At 39.0% G+C, this 20,483-nt stretch carries 23 protein-coding genes; 19 read left to right on the top strand and 4 right to left on the bottom strand.

Features of this window, described 5'->3' with window-relative positions:
- The first annotated feature begins 301 nt into the window (after positions 1–301).
- On the top strand, positions 302–808 hold the full coding sequence (locus tag MVE01_RS02265) for an FKBP-type peptidyl-prolyl cis-trans isomerase (protein WP_472560539.1): 507 nt from the start codon (positions 302–304) through the stop codon (positions 806–808).
- A 159-nt stretch (positions 809–967) separates the two neighbouring features.
- Entirely contained in the window at positions 968–1,465 is a 498-nt protein-coding gene (locus tag MVE01_RS02260; RefSeq protein ID WP_472560538.1) for a restriction endonuclease, read from the top strand.
- A gap of 26 nt (positions 1,466–1,491) precedes the next feature.
- Here MVE01_RS02260 and rd read toward each other — a convergent pair whose 3' ends face one another.
- Positions 1,492–1,662, bottom strand: coding sequence for a rubredoxin (rd, locus tag MVE01_RS02255; protein WP_472560537.1), 171 nt, complete (start codon positions 1,660–1,662; stop codon positions 1,492–1,494).
- Between the two features lie 111 nt (positions 1,663–1,773).
- Here rd and fabD point away from each other — a divergent pair, with 111 nt between their 5' ends.
- The 16 genes from fabD to MVE01_RS02175 all read left to right on the top strand — a co-directional run bounded on the left by fabD (position 1,774) and on the right by MVE01_RS02175 (position 17,502).
- Positions 1,774–2,718 carry an ACP S-malonyltransferase gene (gene fabD / locus MVE01_RS02250; RefSeq protein ID WP_472560536.1) on the top strand — a complete coding sequence of 315 codons (945 nt, stop codon included), beginning with the start codon at positions 1,774–1,776 and terminating at the stop codon, positions 2,716–2,718.
- The gene (locus MVE01_RS02245) at positions 2,715–3,413 is read left to right on the top strand and encodes a 5'-methylthioadenosine/adenosylhomocysteine nucleosidase (RefSeq protein WP_472560535.1); all 699 of its coding nucleotides are present in this window, start codon (positions 2,715–2,717) and stop codon (positions 3,411–3,413) included. The genes fabD and MVE01_RS02245 overlap by 4 nt, the downstream gene beginning before the upstream one ends.
- 169 nt (positions 3,414–3,582) lie before the next feature.
- Positions 3,583–4,401 (top strand): tRNA lysidine(34) synthetase TilS, encoded by an 819-nt coding sequence (gene tilS / locus MVE01_RS02240; RefSeq protein WP_472560534.1) that lies wholly within the window; start codon positions 3,583–3,585, stop codon positions 4,399–4,401.
- On the top strand, positions 4,398–5,357 hold the full coding sequence (locus tag MVE01_RS02235) for an RluA family pseudouridine synthase (protein WP_472560533.1): 960 nt from the start codon (positions 4,398–4,400) through the stop codon (positions 5,355–5,357). Before tilS ends, MVE01_RS02235 begins: the two co-directional genes overlap by 4 nt.
- Positions 5,308–5,982, top strand: coding sequence for a hypothetical protein (locus MVE01_RS02230; RefSeq protein ID WP_472560532.1), 675 nt, complete (start codon positions 5,308–5,310; stop codon positions 5,980–5,982). The genes MVE01_RS02235 and MVE01_RS02230 overlap by 50 nt, the downstream gene beginning before the upstream one ends.
- Positions 5,983–5,996: 14 nt before the next feature.
- Positions 5,997–7,166, top strand: a complete 1,170-nt coding sequence (trmB, locus tag MVE01_RS02225; RefSeq protein ID WP_472560531.1) for a tRNA (guanosine(46)-N7)-methyltransferase TrmB — start codon at positions 5,997–5,999, stop codon at positions 7,164–7,166.
- 12 nt (positions 7,167–7,178) lie between these two features.
- Complete coding sequence (locus MVE01_RS02220; RefSeq protein ID WP_472560530.1) at positions 7,179–7,853, top strand: cell division ATP-binding protein FtsE; 675 nt, start codon at positions 7,179–7,181, stop codon at positions 7,851–7,853.
- Positions 7,840–8,655, top strand: a complete 816-nt coding sequence (locus MVE01_RS02215; RefSeq protein WP_472560529.1) for a cell division protein FtsX — start codon at positions 7,840–7,842, stop codon at positions 8,653–8,655. The genes MVE01_RS02220 and MVE01_RS02215 overlap by 14 nt, the downstream gene beginning before the upstream one ends.
- The gene (locus MVE01_RS02210) at positions 8,652–10,019 is read left to right on the top strand and encodes a murein hydrolase activator EnvC family protein (protein ID WP_472560528.1); all 1,368 of its coding nucleotides are present in this window, start codon (positions 8,652–8,654) and stop codon (positions 10,017–10,019) included. The genes MVE01_RS02215 and MVE01_RS02210 overlap by 4 nt, the downstream gene beginning before the upstream one ends.
- Before the next feature lie 59 nt (positions 10,020–10,078).
- A complete protein-coding gene (pyrH, locus tag MVE01_RS02205) occupies positions 10,079–10,786 on the top strand; it encodes a UMP kinase (RefSeq protein WP_472560527.1) in 708 nt (235 codons plus the stop codon).
- 38 nt (positions 10,787–10,824) lie between these two features.
- Positions 10,825–11,031: a DNA-directed RNA polymerase subunit omega gene (locus tag MVE01_RS02200; protein ID WP_472560526.1), complete on the top strand. Its 207-nt coding sequence runs from the start codon at positions 10,825–10,827 to the stop codon at positions 11,029–11,031.
- 6 nt (positions 11,032–11,037) lie between these two features.
- Positions 11,038–13,191, top strand: a complete 2,154-nt coding sequence (locus MVE01_RS02195) for a RelA/SpoT family protein (RefSeq protein WP_472560525.1) — start codon at positions 11,038–11,040, stop codon at positions 13,189–13,191.
- A 20-nt stretch (positions 13,192–13,211) separates the two neighbouring features.
- A complete protein-coding gene (gene tyrS, locus MVE01_RS02190; RefSeq protein ID WP_472560540.1) occupies positions 13,212–14,411 on the top strand; it encodes a tyrosine--tRNA ligase in 1,200 nt (399 codons plus the stop codon).
- The gene (locus MVE01_RS02185) at positions 14,411–15,520 is read left to right on the top strand and encodes a nitronate monooxygenase (protein WP_472560524.1); all 1,110 of its coding nucleotides are present in this window, start codon (positions 14,411–14,413) and stop codon (positions 15,518–15,520) included. The genes tyrS and MVE01_RS02185 overlap by 1 nt, the downstream gene beginning before the upstream one ends.
- 1 nt (position 15,521) lies before the next feature.
- Positions 15,522–16,721 carry an N-acetylmuramoyl-L-alanine amidase gene (locus tag MVE01_RS02180; protein WP_472560523.1) on the top strand — a complete coding sequence of 400 codons (1,200 nt, stop codon included), beginning with the start codon at positions 15,522–15,524 and terminating at the stop codon, positions 16,719–16,721.
- A 10-nt stretch (positions 16,722–16,731) separates the two neighbouring features.
- Positions 16,732–17,502 (top strand): N-acetylmuramoyl-L-alanine amidase family protein, encoded by a 771-nt coding sequence (locus tag MVE01_RS02175; protein ID WP_472560522.1) that lies wholly within the window; start codon positions 16,732–16,734, stop codon positions 17,500–17,502.
- Positions 17,503–17,551: 49 nt separating this feature from the next.
- Here the strand turns inward: MVE01_RS02175 and ppa are convergent, their stop codons facing one another.
- Positions 17,552–18,070: an inorganic diphosphatase gene (ppa, locus tag MVE01_RS02170; protein WP_472560521.1), complete on the bottom strand. Its 519-nt coding sequence runs from the start codon at positions 18,068–18,070 to the stop codon at positions 17,552–17,554.
- 110 nt (positions 18,071–18,180) lie between these two features.
- Between ppa and MVE01_RS02165 the strand changes: the two genes are divergently transcribed.
- Positions 18,181–18,693 carry a YtfJ family protein gene (locus tag MVE01_RS02165; RefSeq protein ID WP_472560520.1) on the top strand — a complete coding sequence of 171 codons (513 nt, stop codon included), beginning with the start codon at positions 18,181–18,183 and terminating at the stop codon, positions 18,691–18,693.
- Here MVE01_RS02165 and MVE01_RS02160 read toward each other — a convergent pair.
- Entirely contained in the window at positions 18,688–19,299 is a 612-nt protein-coding gene (locus MVE01_RS02160; protein ID WP_472560519.1) for a tRNA-uridine aminocarboxypropyltransferase, read from the bottom strand. The genes MVE01_RS02165 and MVE01_RS02160 overlap by 6 nt on opposite strands.
- Entirely contained in the window at positions 19,296–20,483 is a 1,188-nt protein-coding gene (locus tag MVE01_RS02155; protein WP_472560518.1) for an MFS transporter, read from the bottom strand. The genes MVE01_RS02160 and MVE01_RS02155 overlap by 4 nt, the downstream gene beginning before the upstream one ends.

The following is a 20,483-nucleotide window of genomic DNA, read 5'->3' as shown; positions in this document are numbered from 1 at the left end:
GCTACTCCATGTGTAACACCTTGTCCCACAACTGCATGTAATAAACTTGAAAGTCCCAATATAGCAATTAAAAATGCGAACACACCTCTTTTTATAATTCGTAACATAGTTTACTCCTTTTTTATTTGTATACTTAAATATTTAAAACATTCAAGATAATTATCACTTTGATAATAAATGATTATACTATGGAAATATTAAAAACCAATTTGAGGTGTAATCTATAGAATGGTAAGACCAGATAAGTTTGACTAAAGTTTCATTAGCTAGAATATCACAAATTTAATATAGAGGAATAATAATGGCAATTCAAGCTGAAAACAGTGTAGTAGGGATCGAGTACGAAGTAAAAGAAGCAGGGACAACTGAAGTTGTAGATACAAATAAAGGTGGTCAGCCACTAGAGTTTATTATGGGTAAAGGTCAGATTATTCCTGGTCTTGAGAGTGCACTTGTAGGTATGAATGAGGGTGAAAGTAAGGATATTACAGTAAAAGCAGCAGATGCTTACGGTGAAGTCAATCCAGAAGCACAGCAAACATTGCCAGTAGAGCAGTTTGAAGGTGTGGATCTGAAAGAAGGTATGACACTTTATGGTCAAGGTGAAGATGGTCAGACTGTTCAAGTAACAGTGACTTCATTTGATGATAAAAACGTTAATGTAGACTTTAACCATCCATTGGCCGGTAAAGACTTAGAGTTTGCGGTTACTGTTCTTAGTGAAAGAGCAGCAACAGAAGATGAAGCAACTTCCGGTCAAGTCGGTGGTGGACACTGTGACGACGGTGCATGCGGCTGCGGACACTAATTTTTATTTGATGTAGCATCATTTTTGTATAAAAGAATGGTGCTTCGTTCGGTCACTTACTCAAAGAAAATATTGAGTATTCAAATATTTTCTTTTATAAATCTATGACAATCTGACATATTTTTTTCTCTTTTTGGTTTTTCCAACTATAATACCATTATGCAAAACTATACAACACTTCAGATACAGTCTGTTGCCGTACTTGTTATATTGTTTCTTTACTTCCTCTATAAACTTAGACGGTTCTATAAAAAAATTAAAGACAAAAGTCTGCTTAGCCGTAACCGAACACTTAAAAAGTTAAAGCGTCTAAGTTGGGAAGATTTTGAGCTTTTGTGTATGGAGCTGTTTGCCAAGCAAGGCTGGAGAGTGCTTGGTAATGAAAAGAAGGGTGCTGACGGCGGGGTGGATATTTGGATGAAAAAACGTTCTTTAACTAAAAAAAATATCTCAGCCATTGTACAGTGCAAACGGTATGATGATGCCATGGTAACCATAAAAGTCGTTAGAGAGATGTATGGGTTGTTGCATGAACACAATGTCGATAAAGCTTACATCGTAACCACGAGTCGTTTCACAAAAGAGTGTTACAAGTTCATTGAGGGGAAAAATATGATCCTTATCAATGGAGAAGAATTGGTTAAGATGATCAATTGAACACCTGGGTTATTCAGAGGATGCAATTAATTTTTCTCATAGACCTCAAAATCCTCTTTACTCACGCCACAATCAGGACACTTCCAGTCATCAAGAATATCTTCAAATGCTGTTCCTGCTACTATACCACTGTCGGGATCACCTACGGCAGGATCATAAATATATTCACATACGGTACAAATGTATTTTTGGCTCATTATTTATCCTTTTAAAAAATATACTTACCCAGTGTGTAATCTGTGTTGAATTTGAGTGTAATCTTAACATGGTAAAATACGATAAATATTTTTACTTCAAAAGGACACCGTATGTCGATCAAATGTGCATTTTTATTTCCGGGGCAAGGTTCACAAGCTGTGGGAATGGGACAAGACTTTTTTAACAACTCTGATATAGCAAAGCAGATGGTAGCTGATGCCAGCAGTAGAACAGGGATAGATTTTGAGAATCTTCTTTTCACGGAGAATGATGATCTTGAAAAAACAGAATTTACGCAACCGGCTATTTTACTTGTATCTGCCATAGCGCACAAGTTGTTTGAAGATGAGATGCCGATCAAGCCTGTGTATGCTTTGGGTCATTCTCTGGGTGAGTTCTCTGCACTGGTAAGTGTGGGTGCTCTGGATGCCATAGATGCAGTAGAACTTGTAAACCTTCGCGGTAAGCTTATGGCTGAAGCATGTGCAGGTCAGGATGTGGGAATGTTGGTATCACTTGGTCTTGATGACAAAACGGTTGAAGATATCTGTGCAGCTCAGAGAGATGCAGGGATGAAAGTGTGGCCTGTGAATTACAATGCCGAAGGTCAGATAGTCATTGCAGGGATCAAACCCGATCTTGAAAAGCTTGAGCCTATCCTCAAAGAAGCAAAAGCCAGACGTGCAATGCTGCTCAATATGTCTGTGGCAAGTCACTGTCCGCTTCTTGCGTCTGCTACGGCACCGTTAGCCGAAAAACTTGCAGAGGTCCTCAAAGACGAGTTGACTGCACCGGTCATCTCCAATGTAACGGCAAAAGGGTACAGCACAAAAGAAGAAGCCCTTGATCTTCTTCCAAAGCAGTTGGTCTCGCCTGTACTTTATAAGCAGTCCATTGCTGATTTTGATGATGAGGTGGATTGTTATGTTGAGTTTGGTCATGGCGGAGTGCTTAAGGGCTTGAATCGTAGGGCTACGAAGAAGCCTCATTTTGTGGTTTCAGATATGGCTTCTTTGGCAACTGCTATTGAAGAAATAAAAAATTTAGGTTCATGATGAGTCGTAAAATAGCGATCATGGGTGCGATGCCCGAGGAAGTAGAACCGATTGTCTCCAAGTTGGATAACCTGAATATAGTAGAGTATGCAGCGAACAAGTACTATGAGGGAAGCTATAACGGTCAGGATGTGCTTGTAGCATATTCTAAAATAGGTAAAGTTTTTGCTACTCTGACAGCTACGATCCTTATAGAGAAGTTTAAGTGTGACACGTTACTTTTCTCAGGTGTTGCAGGAGCGATCTCCCCTGAACTTAAAGTCGGTGATCTGATTATTGCAGAAGGTCTGTGTCAGCATGACTTGGACATTACGGCTTTTGGACATCCTTACGGGTATGTACCTGAAGGCGATGTATGTGTAGCTGCGGATGAGCATTTGAGAGAGGTTGCGAAACAGGTTGCTTCACAAAAGGGCTTGAGACTTAAAGAAGGTATCATTGCTACGGGTGACCAGTTCGTTGCGGATGAAGCACGTAAGAATTGGATAGGTGAGACCTTCAAAGCGGATGCTTTGGAGATGGAAGGTGCAGCGGTTGCTGTGGTATGCTCAGCATTGAATGTACCCTTCTTTGTATTGCGAGCCATTTCGGATGCAGCCGATATGGATGCCAGTTTCTCTTTTGATGAATTTTTGGAATCTTCCGCAAAAATTTCGGCAGATTTTATTTTATCAATGGTAGATACTATAAAATAATCTCATGTCATATTTCCATTTATTTGGATTGTGGCATTGTTATTCTCTTCATTTTTTTTAGAAAAAAACGAAGCAAAAAAAGTGTCGTTCCTTTCAAATCGCTCTGCTTTCAAGGGTGTTCGGAATGACAGAGCACACTATCGTGTGATTGATTGATGAGGACTATATAATGCTTGATAACCAAAGACGAAGTAAATCTAAAACTATCCCAATGAGTAAGAAACTCTTAAAAGTCATAGGTAAAACCAATGCTGAGTTTAAACTCATTGGCGAGGGGGACAAGATACTTGTGGGGCTGAGTGGAGGAAAAGATTCTCTTGCATTGATTCATGCCATGAAACACATACAACGTCATGCGCCCTTTCGTTTTGAGTTTGAAGCGTGTACCATCAAGTATGGAATGCCAGATGAGCATTACGAATTTCTTACTAAACATTGTGAAGAGTATGAAATAAAACATACAGTCTACGATACCAATATTTTTGATGTTTCACAAGATACTATACGTGAAAACTCCTCTTTTTGTAGCTATTTTTCACGTATGAGACGTGGAGCACTTTATAGTTTTTCAGAAGAACATGGATTTAATAAAATAGCCCTTGGTCATCACTTTGACGACACAGTAGAGAGTTTTTTTATGAATATGTTTTACAACGGAAGTATGAGAGCTTTGGCACCTATATATAAAACGAGCAGAGGAGTACACCTCATACGTCCGCTTATTCAGGTACGTGAACGTCAACTGCGTGATTTTGCTACAGAAAACAATCTACAGATTATCGGTGATGAAGCCTGTCCTGCGATGATGAAAGATGTGAAGATGCCTCATGCCAGAGCAAGTACGAAAGTATGGTTGGCAGAGATAGAGGCTAAAAATAAAGATGCTTTTAAAATGTTCAAAGCCTCCTTTAAACATATTCATGATGATACATTTTTAGACCCTGAGCGTTGGGACAGGGATGATATTTTAGTGAGCAATGAACAGTGAGCAGTGAGCAGTTAAGGGTTGAAAAACCCGGTAGAATAGACAAGGTTCTAGCCCAGGAATTAGATGTCAGCCGCAACCAAGTTGAAAAACTTGTAAAGGATGGGCTTGTTTCAGTCAATAATAAAAAAGTTACCAAGACGAGTTTTAAAGTCTCTCAAGGTGATGAGATAGCTTATGAATTTAAAGAAGCAGAGAAACGGAAGCCTGTGGAGGTGGACTTCGATGTGGAAGTGTTGTACGAAGATGACTACTTGCTTGTGGTTAATAAGCCATCGGGACTTGTAGTACATCCTGCTCCATCAGTGAAAGAGCCTACGCTGGTTGACTGGCTCATTCATAAAGGTATCTCCCTCTCTACCATAAGCGGGGAAGAACGACACGGAATAGTGCATCGTATAGACAAAGAGACGACGGGGGCTTTGGTGGTGGCTAAAACCAATGAGGCACATGAGAAGCTGAGTCTTCAGCTACAGGACAAAAGTATGGGGCGTTACTATCTGGCACTTATAGACTGTCCACTTAAAGATGATACTATAGTAGATAAGCCCATAGGGCGTAACCCGAAGAACAGGCTAAAGATGGATATTGTGCCTCATGGAAAACCTGCAAAAACAGCATTTAAAAAGCTTTTGACATCGGACTATAATGTAGAACTGATAGCAGCAAAACTCTTTACAGGACGTACCCATCAGATACGCGTGCATCTGAACACTTTGGGACGGCACATTCTGGGGGATGATTTATATGGTTTTAAGACCAAAAGAGATAAAATTCCAAGAGTTTATCTGCATGCATATCTACTATATTTAGTCCACCCGATCAGCGGTGAAAAAATGGAGTTTGAAGCTCCACTTTTTGACGATATGACAACATATATGACAAAATATTTTGATCAAGGTGAAATAGATGAAAAAATCAACCCTCTTACTCTCGGCTCTAACTTTACTGGTTCTTAACGGATGTGGCGGCATTAAAGGACTGCTTCTGTATAAAACAGATCCGACACTTAAAACAATCACCCAGGTGCGGGCATTGCCAATGAGCAGTTCTGTGGGCTTTGAATGGCAAACCATTAAAGACAGACGTGTCCATGGTGTCAATATCTACAGAGGTTTGCCTACAGACAGATATAAAACAGATCAAGGCTTTAAACGTGTAGGCTCAGTGGGTAACCGTTACGGTACGCACTTTGTTGATACTCATGTAAAACCAAATACAACTTATTTGTATACTTTTACGACATACTCTCTTGGAAAAGAATCAAAACACGGTGCTGTGCTTAAGGTAAAAACAAAACCGCCTTTTGCGGGTATCTCTTTCGTTCAGGCATATAAAGTGGCACCTAATGTCGTAAAACTTTTATGGAGACCACACCCGAATGAAAGGGTGAATTCTTATATTATTGAGCGTTCTGTCAATGGAGGACCATGGAAATATATGGCAATTGTCAAAGGACAGCTGATGGCAGAATATGTGGATGGACGTGTAAGAGCGGGGAATAGCTATGCCTACCGTATTTTTGCACGGGGATATGACAAGATCCGATCTCAACCAAGTCAAGTCACACGTATTTCACTTTAAGGACAAAAGCATTTATGCCACATTTAAAAGTTACTCCATTCGACAGCTCTGACATAGAACAGAGAATCCTGCAAAGTGATATCATTACTTTTAGGGCAAAAGCACTCAAAGGTGAGGATGAGTTACTTGGTGTGGAACACGGAGGAGAAGAGTTTCTTCTTCAGATCAAACCCGATACCAAAGCAACCCTTGTAAAATATGACAAGGTGACCAGACCACTGAAGGTTAATCTTTTAAAAGAGGCGCTAGACAGAGTCTCCAAAGTGTTGGAGCTTAATATTGAGAGTTCAAATATTGCTCTTTCCAATACAAAGCCGGTACTCTCTTCGGCATATTTTAAGAAAATAGAGGATTTTGAAAAGATCATTTTTCCCAAAGAGAAGATCTCCGTTGAGGTAGGGTTCGGTTCAGGAAGACATTTGCTCTATCAGGCAAAAAAGAATCCTGATACTCTTTTTATAGGGCTTGAAATACATACTCCCTCGGCACAACAGGTACTCAAACAGATAGAACTACAGGGGCTGGATAACATTTGGGTGGTCAACTATGATGCCAGACTCTTTTTGGAGATGCTGCCTTCGAATGCCTGTGAGAAGATATTTGTCCATTTCCCTGTGCCTTGGGATAAAAAACCGCATAGGCGTGTGATCAGCTCCTCTTTTCTGGATGAATCAATACGTGTACTTAGGGAGGGTGGACAGTTGGAACTTCGTACAGACAGTGACAAATACTTCTGGTATTCTCTTGAGACTTTCTTTGCTGTGCCAAAAGTAGAGGTGGAAGTACGGAAGAATGAAGCCTTGGAAGTGACCAGTAAATATGAAGCAAGATGGCGCAGACAGGAGAAAGATATCTATGATGTCTATGTAAGATGCAGAGAAAAATCAGAGACTAAAGAACTGAATATAGATTTTAATTTTAATATTGTAAAATATAGAAAAGGTTTGGAAGAAACTTTACCCAAAAAAGCATTGGTCTTTGACGGATACTTTGTACACTTTGAACGTATGTATAAAATAGGGGATGAAAAACTCCTGATCAAGTGTGCATTTGGAAGTTTTGACAGACCTGAACATAAATATATTTTGATAGAAGAGAACAGCTGTCGGTACTTTGTCTCTCCTCCGGTGAAGACAACGGTCAACAACGAAGCACATCAAAAAATAATGGAACTTTTATCTTAAAGGAAATCTAGGATGTCCAATGTAATCAATGCCCAACATCTCACACTTGCCTATGACGGCGGTGCAAAAGAGATCATTAAAGATGCAAGTTTCACCATTAAAAAAGGAGAGTTCGTTTTTATTACCGGTCCGAGTGGTTCGGGTAAATCAACACTCCTTAAAGCGCTTTACGGGGCACTAAAGCCTACTGAGGGAAGCCTTGTGGTGGGTGGGTTGGACCTGGCAAGTGTAGGACAGAGTAAACTGCAGGAGTTAAGAACACATTTGGGGATCATCTTTCAGGACTATAAACTGGTCAATGAATGGAGCGTGGCAAAAAATGTTGTATTGCCTTTGATGATAGCCGGCTATTCTGTCGATGTGCAGAATACGCAGGCGCAAAGACTGCTTAAACATGTAAAACTCTCAGAACATGCTGATAAGTATCCTTTGGAACTTAGTGGTGGAGAGCAGCAACGCGTTGGTGTAGCAAGAGCACTTTCCAAAAATCCGGTAGTGATACTTGCAGATGAGCCCACAGGTAACTTGGATGACTACTCTTCCAATGTGATTTGGGATCTTATGGAGAATGCCTGTCAGCAGCTTGATACAACAGTGCTGGTAGTCACACATAAAATACCAACGATCTTTTCGTTGCCGTATAGACATTTTATTATTGAAAGCAAGGGTGTGTATGAAGTTCATTAAAAACCATCTCATGTTTATTTTGCCTCTCATGGCGATACTGCTTGGTATAGAGTTCTACCTTGTCTTTGACCGTACGACAAACTCGTATGAAAAAGGCCTAAAAGAAGGCTATTCTATGCTTGTTGTAACCAAAAAACCCATGAAGCTTTCTATGTTTCAGGCACTCAACAGACATATCAGCAGTTCAGAAAAGATCAAAAGAGAAAATATTGTCTCTGAAATCGCAAAAGGGGTAAGTAAAAACAGTAACAAAGAGATACTTGCAGCTTTGCCGTATTTTTATAATGTCAGGTTAGATTCTTACCTTAGTACTTCAGGGTTAGAGAAAATAAAAACTGATCTTGAAAAAGATAAGAATGTGAAAAAAGTAGAGACATTTGGAAGCAGCTACAGTTCGAGTTACAGACTCTTCTCTTTTATTAAATTTACGTTGAAACTCTTTATTGTCTTTATGGGAGTAGTGAGCCTTTTTCTTATCATTAAACAGATGGAAATATGGAAATACGCACATAAAGAGCGCATGCAGGTGATGGAGATATTCGGTGCACCACTGATGTTACGCTCGGGTGTACTTTTTAGAGTAGCGATAGTCGATGCTTTTCTTGCAACACTGCTGACTACAGCTATTTTTCTTTATATAAAATTTCAATGGGCAGCGAACAGTGGCATAGATATTATGATGCAAAACAAAACAGAGCTTTTTAAAATGACAGATATAGCTATTCTTTTGGTATCGGCACTGTTTATTGTGATCATTGCCGTTTATTCAGTGGTTTTTTCAAGTAAGGGAGTAGAGGAGTGAGATCTGTCCTACTCTACTGTTTTTTAATCATCGGGCTGTTGCAGGGTGCAACAACTGTTAGTAAGATCAAAAATTCCAAAAAAGACCTTTCTACTGCTGTATCTCAAAAGAAACAGGCAAGCAGACAGCTGGAGAAGATAGCAAATGATATCCATAAAGCAGAAAAAGATCTTGTCTATCTTGATAAAAAGATAGATGCACTTAGTCGTGACCAGAACAAGACAGAAGCAGAGTACCGGGCACTGAAAGTTGAGTTGAAGAGATCAAAAGAAGATTTTTCCAAAACGAGTAAAGCGTTGGAACGAAAACACAAAGCGTTCATTTCCTTGCTCTCCAAGCAGTTCTCTGTTATCTTTGCAATGGAGCAGGCGCATGAACCCACACGTGAGTCGATCATTTCACAGGAAGTCTACAAAGCCTATAAAAAGCATAATGCAAAAGAACTTGCTGCGCTCAGAGCAGAGATAAACACACTCAAAAAACGTAAACAAGATAAGCTCTATCTGCATAATAAAACAAAAAATCAGATCAAGAGGATCATTAAAAAAAGAGAAGCTTATGCGCAGAAAAAAGCAGCTAAAAAGAAACTGCTTGAAAAACTTGCCAAAGATGAAGAGAAATACAATGCAAAACTCGAAAAGATTGTTGACAAACAAAACTCATTGCGTGCAACACTGGCCAAACTTAATATTTTGCATACTCAAGAGGTAGAAGAAGCACGCAAACAGGCAGCTGCCAGAAAGAAGGCGATACGTCTTGAAAGAGAACGTAAAGAACGTCTTAGAAAAGCCAAGGCTTTAGTACGTGCCAAAGCCAAAAAGGCTAAAGAAGCTTTGCGTAGAGCAAAAACGGCAGAGGCAAGAAAAATAGCAAGACTGGCTGCAAAAGAGGCAGAGAAAGAGAGAAAAGCAGTTTATAAAGAAAGTACAAAAGTAAGAAATATCAATTCTTCCTATCATAAAGCACCGGTCTATGCCTACCGGGGAGGTAAGACCATTTCACCTATTCCTGGAGCGAGGCTTATCAAGAAGTTCGGTACCTATATCGACCCTATATACAAGATCAAGATTTTTAATGAATCTATCACCCTTAAAGCGCCTTCTTCCAATGCAAAAGTGCAAAATGTTCTTAACGGAAAAGTAGTTTTTGCAGGGAAAAGCAGTATGCTTGGAAAAGTGGTAGTCGTTGCACATAGTGGGAAAATGCATACTGTCTATGCAGGACTCTCCAAGATCGCACCGACGATTCATGTTGGAAGCAAGATACGCAAAGGGTATGTTGTCGGTAAAGTAACAAGTAAGCTAATGTTTCAGGCAACGAAGAATTCTAAACATATCAACCCGTTAAAATTGATCCGTATCTGATTTAAACCCCTCCTAAACCTCTTTTAGCTATAATCGCGAAATTATAAAGAGGTGTATCTGTGACAAAAAGAGTATTAGTAAAATTTTCCGGTGAAGCGTTGGCGGGTGAAGAAGGATATGGGATCGATACTCAGATCCTTAACTTTATTGCAAGTGAGATCAAAGATCTTGTAGATGCAGGTGTGGAAGTTGCTGTTGTTGTAGGTGGCGGAAATATTATTCGTGGTGTAAGTGCTGCAGCTGACGGGATCATTAAAAGAACTTCAGGTGACTATATGGGTATGCTTGCCACGGTCATTAATGGTGTTGCTATTCAGGAAGCATTGGAATATTGTGGACTTGAGGCTAGACTTCAGTCGGCTATAGATATGCAGGAGATAGGTGAAGCATTTATCGTTCGTCGTGCAAGAAGACATTTGGAAAAAGGTCGTGTGGTTGTATTTGCCGGAGGTACAGGTAATCCATATTTTACAACAGATACGGCTGCAACGCTTAGAGCTTCTGAGATTGACGCAGGGTTGCTTATTAAGGCAACAAAAGTAGATGGTGTTTATGATAAAGATCCAAACAAGTTTGATGATGCAGTGAAACTTGATACACTGACCTATGATCAGGCATTGACAGATCATATTAAAGTGATGGACGATACTTCTATTGCCTTGGCAAGAGAAAATAGATTACCGATCGTTGTGTGTAATATGTTTGAAAAAGGTAATCTGCTCTCTATTATTAAAGGCGATATGAGTCTTTGTTCTATCGTGAAATAGTGAACAGTACAAATAAATATTATTGATGAAGGAATAAAATGAGAACAGAAGAATTAACAGCAAAAGCACTTGAAAAAGTAGATTTCGACAAATATCTTTTAGCGAATGCTGTAGGTAAAAGAGCAGAGAAAATAGCAAATGGTGCCCAAACTCTACTTGATATAGATACAGCAGGTATGAAATATACTGATATCGCACTTCAAGAGATTGCTGAAGGTAAGATCACTGTAAGTATAGAAGGCTAAAAACCTTTGGATGCTTTTTTATTAAAAGCCAAAGAGATTCATACTATAGAAGAGGCTAAAGCCCTTCTGTGGGAACAAGTCCCCTCTCCTCTGCCTGCAACCATCAGAGCCCTTGAGCTTGCATTGACCGCTCATGATGGTCAACAACGTAAAAGCGGCGAACCTTATATCGTCCATCCTATTTTAGTGGCAGCGATCACCGCAGCTTTCTCCAATGATGAGACTATGGTACAGGCAGCATTGCTTCATGATGTTGTTGAGGATACCAGTTTTGATATTGAAGATCTCGAACAAGAATTTGGTGATGATGTTTCACATATGGTTGAAGGGCTGACAAAGATCGTAGAAATACGTGATGTTGAATTGGTTCCGTCAGGTTCCAGTGAAAGGCTTATTAACTCAGCACTTACATTCAGAAAGATGCTGATCGCCTCTATTAAAGATATTCGTGTACTGGTGATTAAGCTCTGTGACAGACTGCATAATATGCTTACGCTAGATGCTTTAAGTCCGGATAAACAGAAGCGTATTGCAGAAGAGACACTGGTTGTGTATGCACCTATTGCCCATAGACTTGGTATCGCCAGATTAAAAAATGCTCTGGAAGATCTGAGTTTCTACTATATCTATCCTGAAGATTACAAAGAGATCGATACTTACATTAAAAATAATGCACAAAACTTACAGTTTAAACTTAATGCCTTCATTCAGAAAGTCAAAAAAGCCATGGTCCAAAACGGATTTGATGAAGATGAGTTTGAAATTTTCGGCAGAGTAAAGCATTATTACTCCATCTATATGAAAATGCACAGAAAGGGAGTAAGTATAGAAGAAGTACTGGATCTTCTGGCAGTACGTATCATCGTGGATGAACCTATTGAATGCTACAAAGTATTAGGGCTTATGCACCTAGAGTTTACCCCTTTGATCTCCCGTTTTAAAGATTATATAGCCGTACCTAAAGAGAATGGGTATAAGACTATCCATACAACTCTTTTTAATGAAGAAGGTATTGTTGAAGCACAGATACGAACGGTACAGATGCATAGACTTGCAGAGTATGGAGTTGCGGCACACTGGAAATATAAAGATGGAGGAGATGGGGTAAACTTGGAGTGGTTGGAGAGTCTGCACTACCAGAATGAATCTATTGAAGAGTTTTATGAACTTGCAAAGAGTGATCTCTTTTCTGAAGATATTACAGTTTTTTCACCCAAAGGAGACTACTATACTCTCCCCAAAGGCTCAACGGCGCTTGATTTTGCCTATGCGATTCATTCAGAAGTGGGCAGCAATGCTGTGGATGCCTTGATCAACAAACGCAATGTATCTTTGCTGACCGTATTGAAGAATGGAGATATTGTCAAGATCATCAAAGATGACAAAGTCCATCTGCACTGCTCCTGGTTAGACACAGTGAAGACATCTAAGGCAAAAGACGGCATAAGAAGTGAGTGCCGTGCTCGTATCAAAGAGTCAGATACTTTGAGTGCCTATAATATACTTGCAACGCTGTTTGCACAAAATAATAGTGAGATGAAAGAGCTTGCAAAGGTATTGGAGCTTCAAGATTCTATTCATAAATTACCGGTACAGTTGGACTATTATAAAGATGTCATCCATAAGATAGCAGAATATATGGGAGCAAAAGAAGTGCGTTTCTGGGAGTTTCTCAAAAGGGGCTACAAAAAACCCAAACTCAAAGAGATCGAACACTTTAAGTTTTTTACAAATAAGTCTTTGGACGGTGTGGAGTTTGATTATTGCTGTCATCCTAAAGTAGGTGACCAGATTGTTGCATTTTATAAGGACAGTAAGGTTATTATACACCATAAATTATGTAAGAAAGCATATGAAAAAATAGTTGCAGGGGAACCAATGATCTATGTGCATTGGAACACAACGAAACTTTCACGCTATCGGTTGACTATCAGTTTGCAGAACCAAAAAGGAATACTTGCAGATCTTTTGACAAAGCTTTCTGATCTTGATTTGAATGTTGTCAGTATAGAACTTGGTATCCATAGTTCTGAGAGTGCGGAATATTGCCAAATAGAAGTGGAAAGTAATGAGAGCAAAAAGAGTTTGCTTGCAGAAAAGATCTCACAAAAATTCAAGCTGATCGAGATGATCAGTTTAGACGATGCATATAACAAATAGTAGGGGATGATAAAGAAATGTTGACAGAAAAAGCGTTAGAAGAGATAAACAGAGGTACCGCTGAGATCATAGATATGGAGCGTATTGAGAAATTGGTTTCAAAATATTATGAAGATGGTACCACGTATACAGTCAAAGCAGGATTTGATCCTACAGGAGCCGACCTGCATCTTGGACATACGGTACTGCTTCAAAAACTTAGAGCATTTCAGAACCATGGAGGACGGGTACAGCTTCTTATTGGTGATTTTACAGCAACCATAGGGGATCCTACCGGTAAAAGTGAAACAAGAAAAGTACTTGATAGAGAAACTATCTTGGCCAATGCCAAAACTTATCAGGATCAGGTGTTTAACATACTGGATGAGGGTAAAACAGACGTGGTATTCAACTCTGCATGGCTTGAAGATTTGGGTGCGGCGGGTATGGTAGCACTCACAACTACATTCAATGTAGCACGTATGCTTGAACGTGATGACTTTGAAAAGCGTTATAAGGCTGGACATAGTATTTCTATTTCTGAATTTATCTACCCTTTGCTGCAAGGGTATGATTCTGTAGAATTAAAATCCGATATTGAAATAGGCGGTACTGACCAAAAATTTAACCTTTTAATGGGAAGACACCTTCAAAGAGCCTATGGAACAGGTAAAGAACAAGCAGTATTGATGATGCCTATCCTGGAAGGACTTGACGGTGTTCAGAAGATGAGTAAATCTTTGAACAACTATATTGGGATCACAGAAGAGCCTAAAGATATTTATGCGAAGACACTTTCTGTATCCGATACGTTGATGTGGCGTTATTACGAACTTTTGAGTGAAAGATCACTTGAAGAGATCGCTAAGATGAAAGAAGATGTCCAAAATGGTGTACTTCATCCTAAAATTGCTAAAGAGAACCTGGCTCTTGAATTGGTTACAAGGTTCTATAATGAAGAGTTGGCTACACTAGCTAAAGCAGAATTCGATAATGTCTTTAAAGCTAACCAGCTTCCTTCTGATATGAATGAAGTAGAAGTAGAAGAAGGGATCTGGATATGTAAAGCCTTGGTAGATGCAGGCATAGAGCCTTCAACTTCTCAGGCGAGAAGGGACATTAAACAGGGTGCAGTGAGAGTGGATCAGGAAAAAATTTCTGATGAGAAACTGAACCTTGATTCTGGAGAATATATTTTGCAGGTTGGAAAAAGAAAATTTGCAAAAGTAAAGGTGGGGTAATGGCATTTAAATCTTTTAAAATCGGAAAATATACTATTGAAAAACCTATTATTCAAGGTGGTATGGGTGTAGGTATCTCCTGGGATCAATTGGCGGGCACTGTCTCAAAGGAGGGGGGACTCGGTGTGATCTCAGCTGTAGGTACAGGTGTCTATAAAAAAAGAAAATATCTTCATGGAAATGAGATGGTAGGCAAAGAGCACAGACCGCTTGAAGCGATCAATTTTTATTCTTATGAGGCACTTGAGCATATTTTTAAAAATGCAAGAAAAATATGTGGAGACAAGCCGTTGGCAGCCAATGTCCTGTATGCACAAAGCGACTATGACCGTGTGGTTCAGGATGCCTGTAAAGCAGGTGCAAATATCATCATTACCGGTGCAGGTCTACCATTGACCATGCCTGAAGCAGCCAAAGATTATCCTGATGTTGCCTTGGTGCCTATTGTCTCAACGGCAAAAGCATTGAGGATTTTGTGTCGTCGCTGGAAAAAAACACATAACAGACTCCCAGATGCTGTGATCGTTGAAGGACCTCTTTCCGGTGGACATCAGGGGTTTAAATATGATGAATGTTTTTTAGAAGAGAATCAACTTGAAAATATTCTTGCTCCTGTGATAGAAGAAGCAAAAAACTGGGGTTCTATGCCAGTGATTGCTGCAGGTGGAATATGGAACCATGATGATATTGTAAAGATGATGGAAATCGGTGCAGATGCTGTGCAAATGGGAACACGTTTTATCGGTACGGTTGAGTGTGATGCTTCTGAAGTGATGAAACAGGTTATTATTGATTCAACGGAAGATACGATCAAACTTTTTAAATCACCGGTAGGGTATCCTGCACGTGGGGTAAAGACAAATCTTCACAAAAGTATAGAAGAGGGTACTGCACCCAAGGTTGCATGTATCTCTAATTGTGTTGCCCCTTGTGAACGCGGGAAAGAAGCAAAAGTGGTAGGATACTGTATTGCTGACAGATTGACCGATGCCTATGACGGATTGATTGACACCGGACTTTTTTTTACAGGAGCGAACGGATACCGTTTAAGTGAGATCATTACAGTTAAAGAGCTTATGCATAAGTTGATGGAAGGGGAAGATAAATAAAGTGAAACTTCTTAAGATCTTTCTTTTATTTATGATAAGCGCAACAACCCTTTTCTCTTCTGTCACACTTTTAAAGAAAGTGACACTGCAGAAGGGGGAGTTACGATTGGAATTCAGCCAGTCGTATGATAAAAAGCAAATTAGACATTTTACACTGAGAAAACCCTACAGAGAAGTGTTTGATATCAAAAATACACGCTTAGCCGGTAAGTATGTAGGTAAAAATCTTAAAAGCAACCACTGTCGATCACTAAGAGTTTCACAATATAAAAGAAATATTGTAAGAGTGGTGATTGAAACAGATAGATCGTATGTCTGTACACCGTATAAACCGCTCTTTTCATGGAAAAGCTATCATATTCCTTTACCTAAATTTACTTTGAACCCAACAGCCAGATCTTCCAGATATGCAAGTAGAAAATCTCTTAAAACAAGAAAAATTACAAAAAAACATAAGAAAAACAAGCCTTATCTTATTGCTCCTACAAAAAGTTATCATAAAAATGAACTTATCGTCATTGATGCAGGACACGGAGGAAAGGATACCGGTGCTATAGGAGGAGGGAAAAGAGAGAAGGATCTTGTACTTCAGATCGCTAAAAAAGTGGCAAAAGAGATCAAAAAAAGAGGCTATTCTGTTTATTTGACAAGATCTACCAACCGTTTTTTAAAACTTTCTCAGCGTACACGTATTGCAGATAAAAAAGGCTCAGTTGCTTTTATTTCTATCCATGCAAATTCTGTCCCTAAAAAACATCGCTTGACTGCACATGGTGTGGAGACATTCTATTTACAGAATACAAGAGATGCAAAATCACAACGTATTGCAGCAAGGGAAAATGCAGCAGTGCTTAAAGGTGCAGGAAGTAGATTGAGCAAAAAGGTGATCATCGACTCTGTACTTAACGGTCCAAAAATTGTCCAATCCAATAAATTGGCTATTGATGTACAAAGAAGGATCATTACAAATTTGCGCTGTTCTTATAAAGGTGTCAGGGACGGGGGTGTCAGACATGCACCTTTTTATGTTTTGGTAGGGGCAAGTCGTCCTTCTATACTCGTTGAAGTAGGGTATATTTCAAATCCAAGAGAGAGAAAAAGACTCTTTACCCAAAAATATCAAAAATTGATCGCCAAAGGTATTGCAGAAGGTGTAGACAGTTATTTAAACAATAGAAAAAAAGAGATAGATATTGAATAAGGGAAAAGAGATGATAAAGATAGTGTTTGGATTTGTTTTCATGTTGTTGTTGATCGGCTGTGGAAATCCTGGTGTTGACAGATCAAATGCTTTGGTTGTGATTGATGCGGGACATGGAGGACATGACAGTGGAGCAGTCTGTGCTGGAAAATGTGAGAAAGACATTGTACTTCAAATTGCCAGCAAGGTTGCAAAAATATTTAAAAACAAAGGCTATCAAGTCTATCTTACCCGCGGTAGTGACCACTTTTTGACTTTGGGAGAACGTACACGTATTGCAGATAGAAAAAATGCCGATCTTTTCATTTCTATCCACGCCAATGCCATCGCAGACAGAAATCGTTTTGAAGCTGTAGAGGGGGTAGAGACTTACTTTTTACAAAAAACGAGAGATGCAAGATCACAACGTATTGCGGCTAAAGAGAATGCTGCGGTTTTACAGGGTACAGACAGTTTAAGCAAGAATGTTATTATCGACTCTGTTCTCAATGGACCAAAGATCATAGAGTCAAACAAACTTGCCATTGATGTGCAGAGACATATTATGAAGTCTCTTAGAGAGGAATATGCAGATACAAAAAATGGTGGAGCAAAGCCGGCACCTTTCTATGTACTTGTAGGTGCAAGTAGACCTTCTATTCTTGTTGAAGTAGGGTATATTACCAATACAAAAGAACGTCATAGGCTTTTTTCTTCAGAGTATCAAAAACGTATTGCAGAAGGCATCGTAAAGGGTGCAGGGCATTATTTGGATAATCGTAAAAGAGAGATGGGGTTTTAAGGTTTCTTAAAATGCTTTGTCGGGGTGGAGACACCCCGACCTATATAGGTTATTTGTAGTTTTTGATTGCTTTTTCGAGTATTTCAGTTGCTGCTTTTTTGTCTTTGAACCCTGCTACTTTTACCCATTTGTTAGGTTCAAGCATTTTGTAGGTTTCAAAGAAGTTTTTGATACGGTTAAGTGTTGCTTCCGGAATATCAGAAAGATCTTGAATATTTGCATAAGTCGGGTCTATCTTTTCAGTCGGTACTGCAAGAAGCTTCTCATCACCACCTGACTCATCTTCAGTCATAAGCACACCTACGAGTCTACATTTGATGTATGAACCTGCTTGAAGTGTATAGTCACAAAGCACAAGAATATCTGCCGGGTCACCATCATCAGAAAGTGTATTTGCTACAAAACCGTAGTTTGCCGGATAGTGAACAGCTGAGTAGAGGACTCTGTCTACAGCAATACCACCCGCTTCTTTGTCAAACTCATATTTAATGTTTGAGTTTAATGGTACTTCAATGATCGCTTTTACTGCATCAGGGCAATCGCCGTGTCCGATTTTACTAATATCCATAAGTGTATCTCCATTAGGTTAAATTTTGGTGATTCTAACATAAAATTCATTAATGGTTCATCAAATCATGGTAGTATCTGTAATATAAACTTTTTAAAAAAGGAAAAAGTATGAAGAAGATCATTTTGGGTGTTTTGTTGATAATCGGAAACAGTATGGCTATCGAGTTGGGTAAAATGCCAAGTAGTGTTTCCATTGATGGTAAAAATGGTGGTAAGGTTGACGGTACACCCTGGAGTTCCAAAATGCTCAGAGGAAAAGTATATATTGTTTTTTATGTTGATCCGGATAAGAAAGATCTCAATGAAGATCTGAGTAATGCTCTGAAAAAACGTCATTTTAACAGAAAAAAGTATGGTTCAATCGCTATTATCAATCTTGCTGCAACATGGATGCCCAATGTACTCATCGCATCCAAACTCAAGAGTAAACAAAAAAAGTTTCCCGATACTATTTATGTAAAAGACAAAAAGAAAGTATTGGTAGATAAGTGGCAGCTTGCAGATGATAATTCAGATATTTTGATTTTTAACAAGAGAGGAAAGCTTATCTATAAAAAATTCGGGAAGGTAGGCAGAAAAGAAATACCTGCGGTACTTAAACTGATAGAGAAACATTTATAAGTTGCAAGAGAGTTGATAGGAAACCATTTGATAGAATGGATTTAAAAAATTTTCTAAACTTTTTTTATCCAGATTTTCTATATGATGACTGTTTAGCAGTTCAAGCAGACAAAGAGTACTTTCCATTGTACTGAGACAATAGGCTTTTGGCTGTTCTTTGAAAGTAAATGCAGAAGTTTTTGTATGCCTGAAACTTACTTTTGGCAGTCTGTCAATATTTGAACTTGCACGCAACATGGCTCTGGAGCATGGCCATGTAGCATCAATAAGAAAGATCACACTTTTTTTTCTTTCTTCTCCAATCGGCTTATTATTGAGTACAATACTCTCTTTTGAAGGGTAGAGTACGTAGCAGCTGTAGTGTGGATTATGAATGATCTCATTGATCCTGTCATGCTCTGTAAAGTCTATGCCAACATAAAGTTCACTATTTGGTAATGAAAGATGGGTGAAGTGACCTGTACCGTTTTTTGTTTTTCTAAACTCTTTTGGGTGCATTAAGATGATAAATTTTGTTTTGGTCTCAATGGGTGTGATGTAGGCGCACATACAGGAGCTTTTGGGTCTGTAACAATTGTAACAGACTGTTCTGTGGTCAAGTTTCATGACAAATAGCTCTTTTTAAACCATATATAATAACCTGCTGTGGCAATGAAGCCTAGCCCAAGGATAAATGTTATTTCCTCTAAAGCCATCCCCCATTTAGCGGCATATCCTATGAAGAGTGCCGTAGCAATATTGGAGAGCATGAAGAACATATCGTTATAAGAGATCACTCTTCCCATATATTTTGACTCTGTCTCTTCCTGAATGAGTAGGTAGGTGTATGACCAGAGTGTGGTAATAAAGAATCCTGTTACAAAGAGAGCAAAAAGTGCATAGTAAAAATTAAATTCCAATACTGACCATAAGAGTATGGCAAGTCCTTGTAAAACAAAGAAGTAGTGCAAGTTTTCTTTGGAGATCACTCTGCCTATAAAGAAAGGACCGATCATCAGTCCTAAGGCTCTAGTAGCATTCATCCAGCCAATTGCGAGTGGTACGGCTATGAGTTTTTTGTACTGATAGTCAGAAAGCAGGGTAGTGAGTGCATCAAAACTTGTAAGTCCGATGGCAGCATGCAGCAAGATAAGGTGCAGTAGTTTTTTATGTTTAAAAAGATATTTGAACCCATCAATGAACATTATCCAGTTTGAATCTGCATAGATCACTTTTTCAAGACTTAATTTCAAGCCCAAAAGGAGGAGTACGGCAATTATATAGAGTGTTGCATCTATACTGAAAGCAAGATCAACCCCAAGATAATGTGTGACCATTCCTCCGACTGCCATACCTGCAGCATAGGTGAAAGACCAGATGATAGAATGTATTTCATTGGTATTCTTAAGCATCTTTCCTTTAAGAATTTTTGGGAAAAGTGACATCTGTGCAGAAAAAAGCATACTTGCAGCTGAGGAACGTATGAAAATAAGAATCATTAGTATCCAAATATATTTCAAAGAATTGATAAAAATAAAACCGAGAGTCATACTTATCTCTACAAGTAGAAGCGTAAGCATAAGCCTTTTAAAGGCTATTTTGTCTATAATGATCCCTATAAGAGGAGCCAGTACTACAGCAGGAAGCATAGACATGGCAGCAGTTATTGCAATGGTAACGGCATCGGCATGAAAACTGACAAGCATTGAGTAGATCGCAACTTGAGAGAACCATGTACCAAAGTAGGAGATAAGCTGTATGAATGACAGTCTTCTGATAACAGGGTGTTGAAGGGTTTCTATATAGTTCAA

Source organism: Sulfurovum sp., from assembly GCA_026990595.1.
Lineage (GTDB): Bacteria > Campylobacterota > Campylobacteria > Campylobacterales > Sulfurovaceae > Sulfurovum.
Note: the sequence above shows the minus strand (reverse complement) of the source record. Positions and strands in the feature narration are given on the sequence as shown.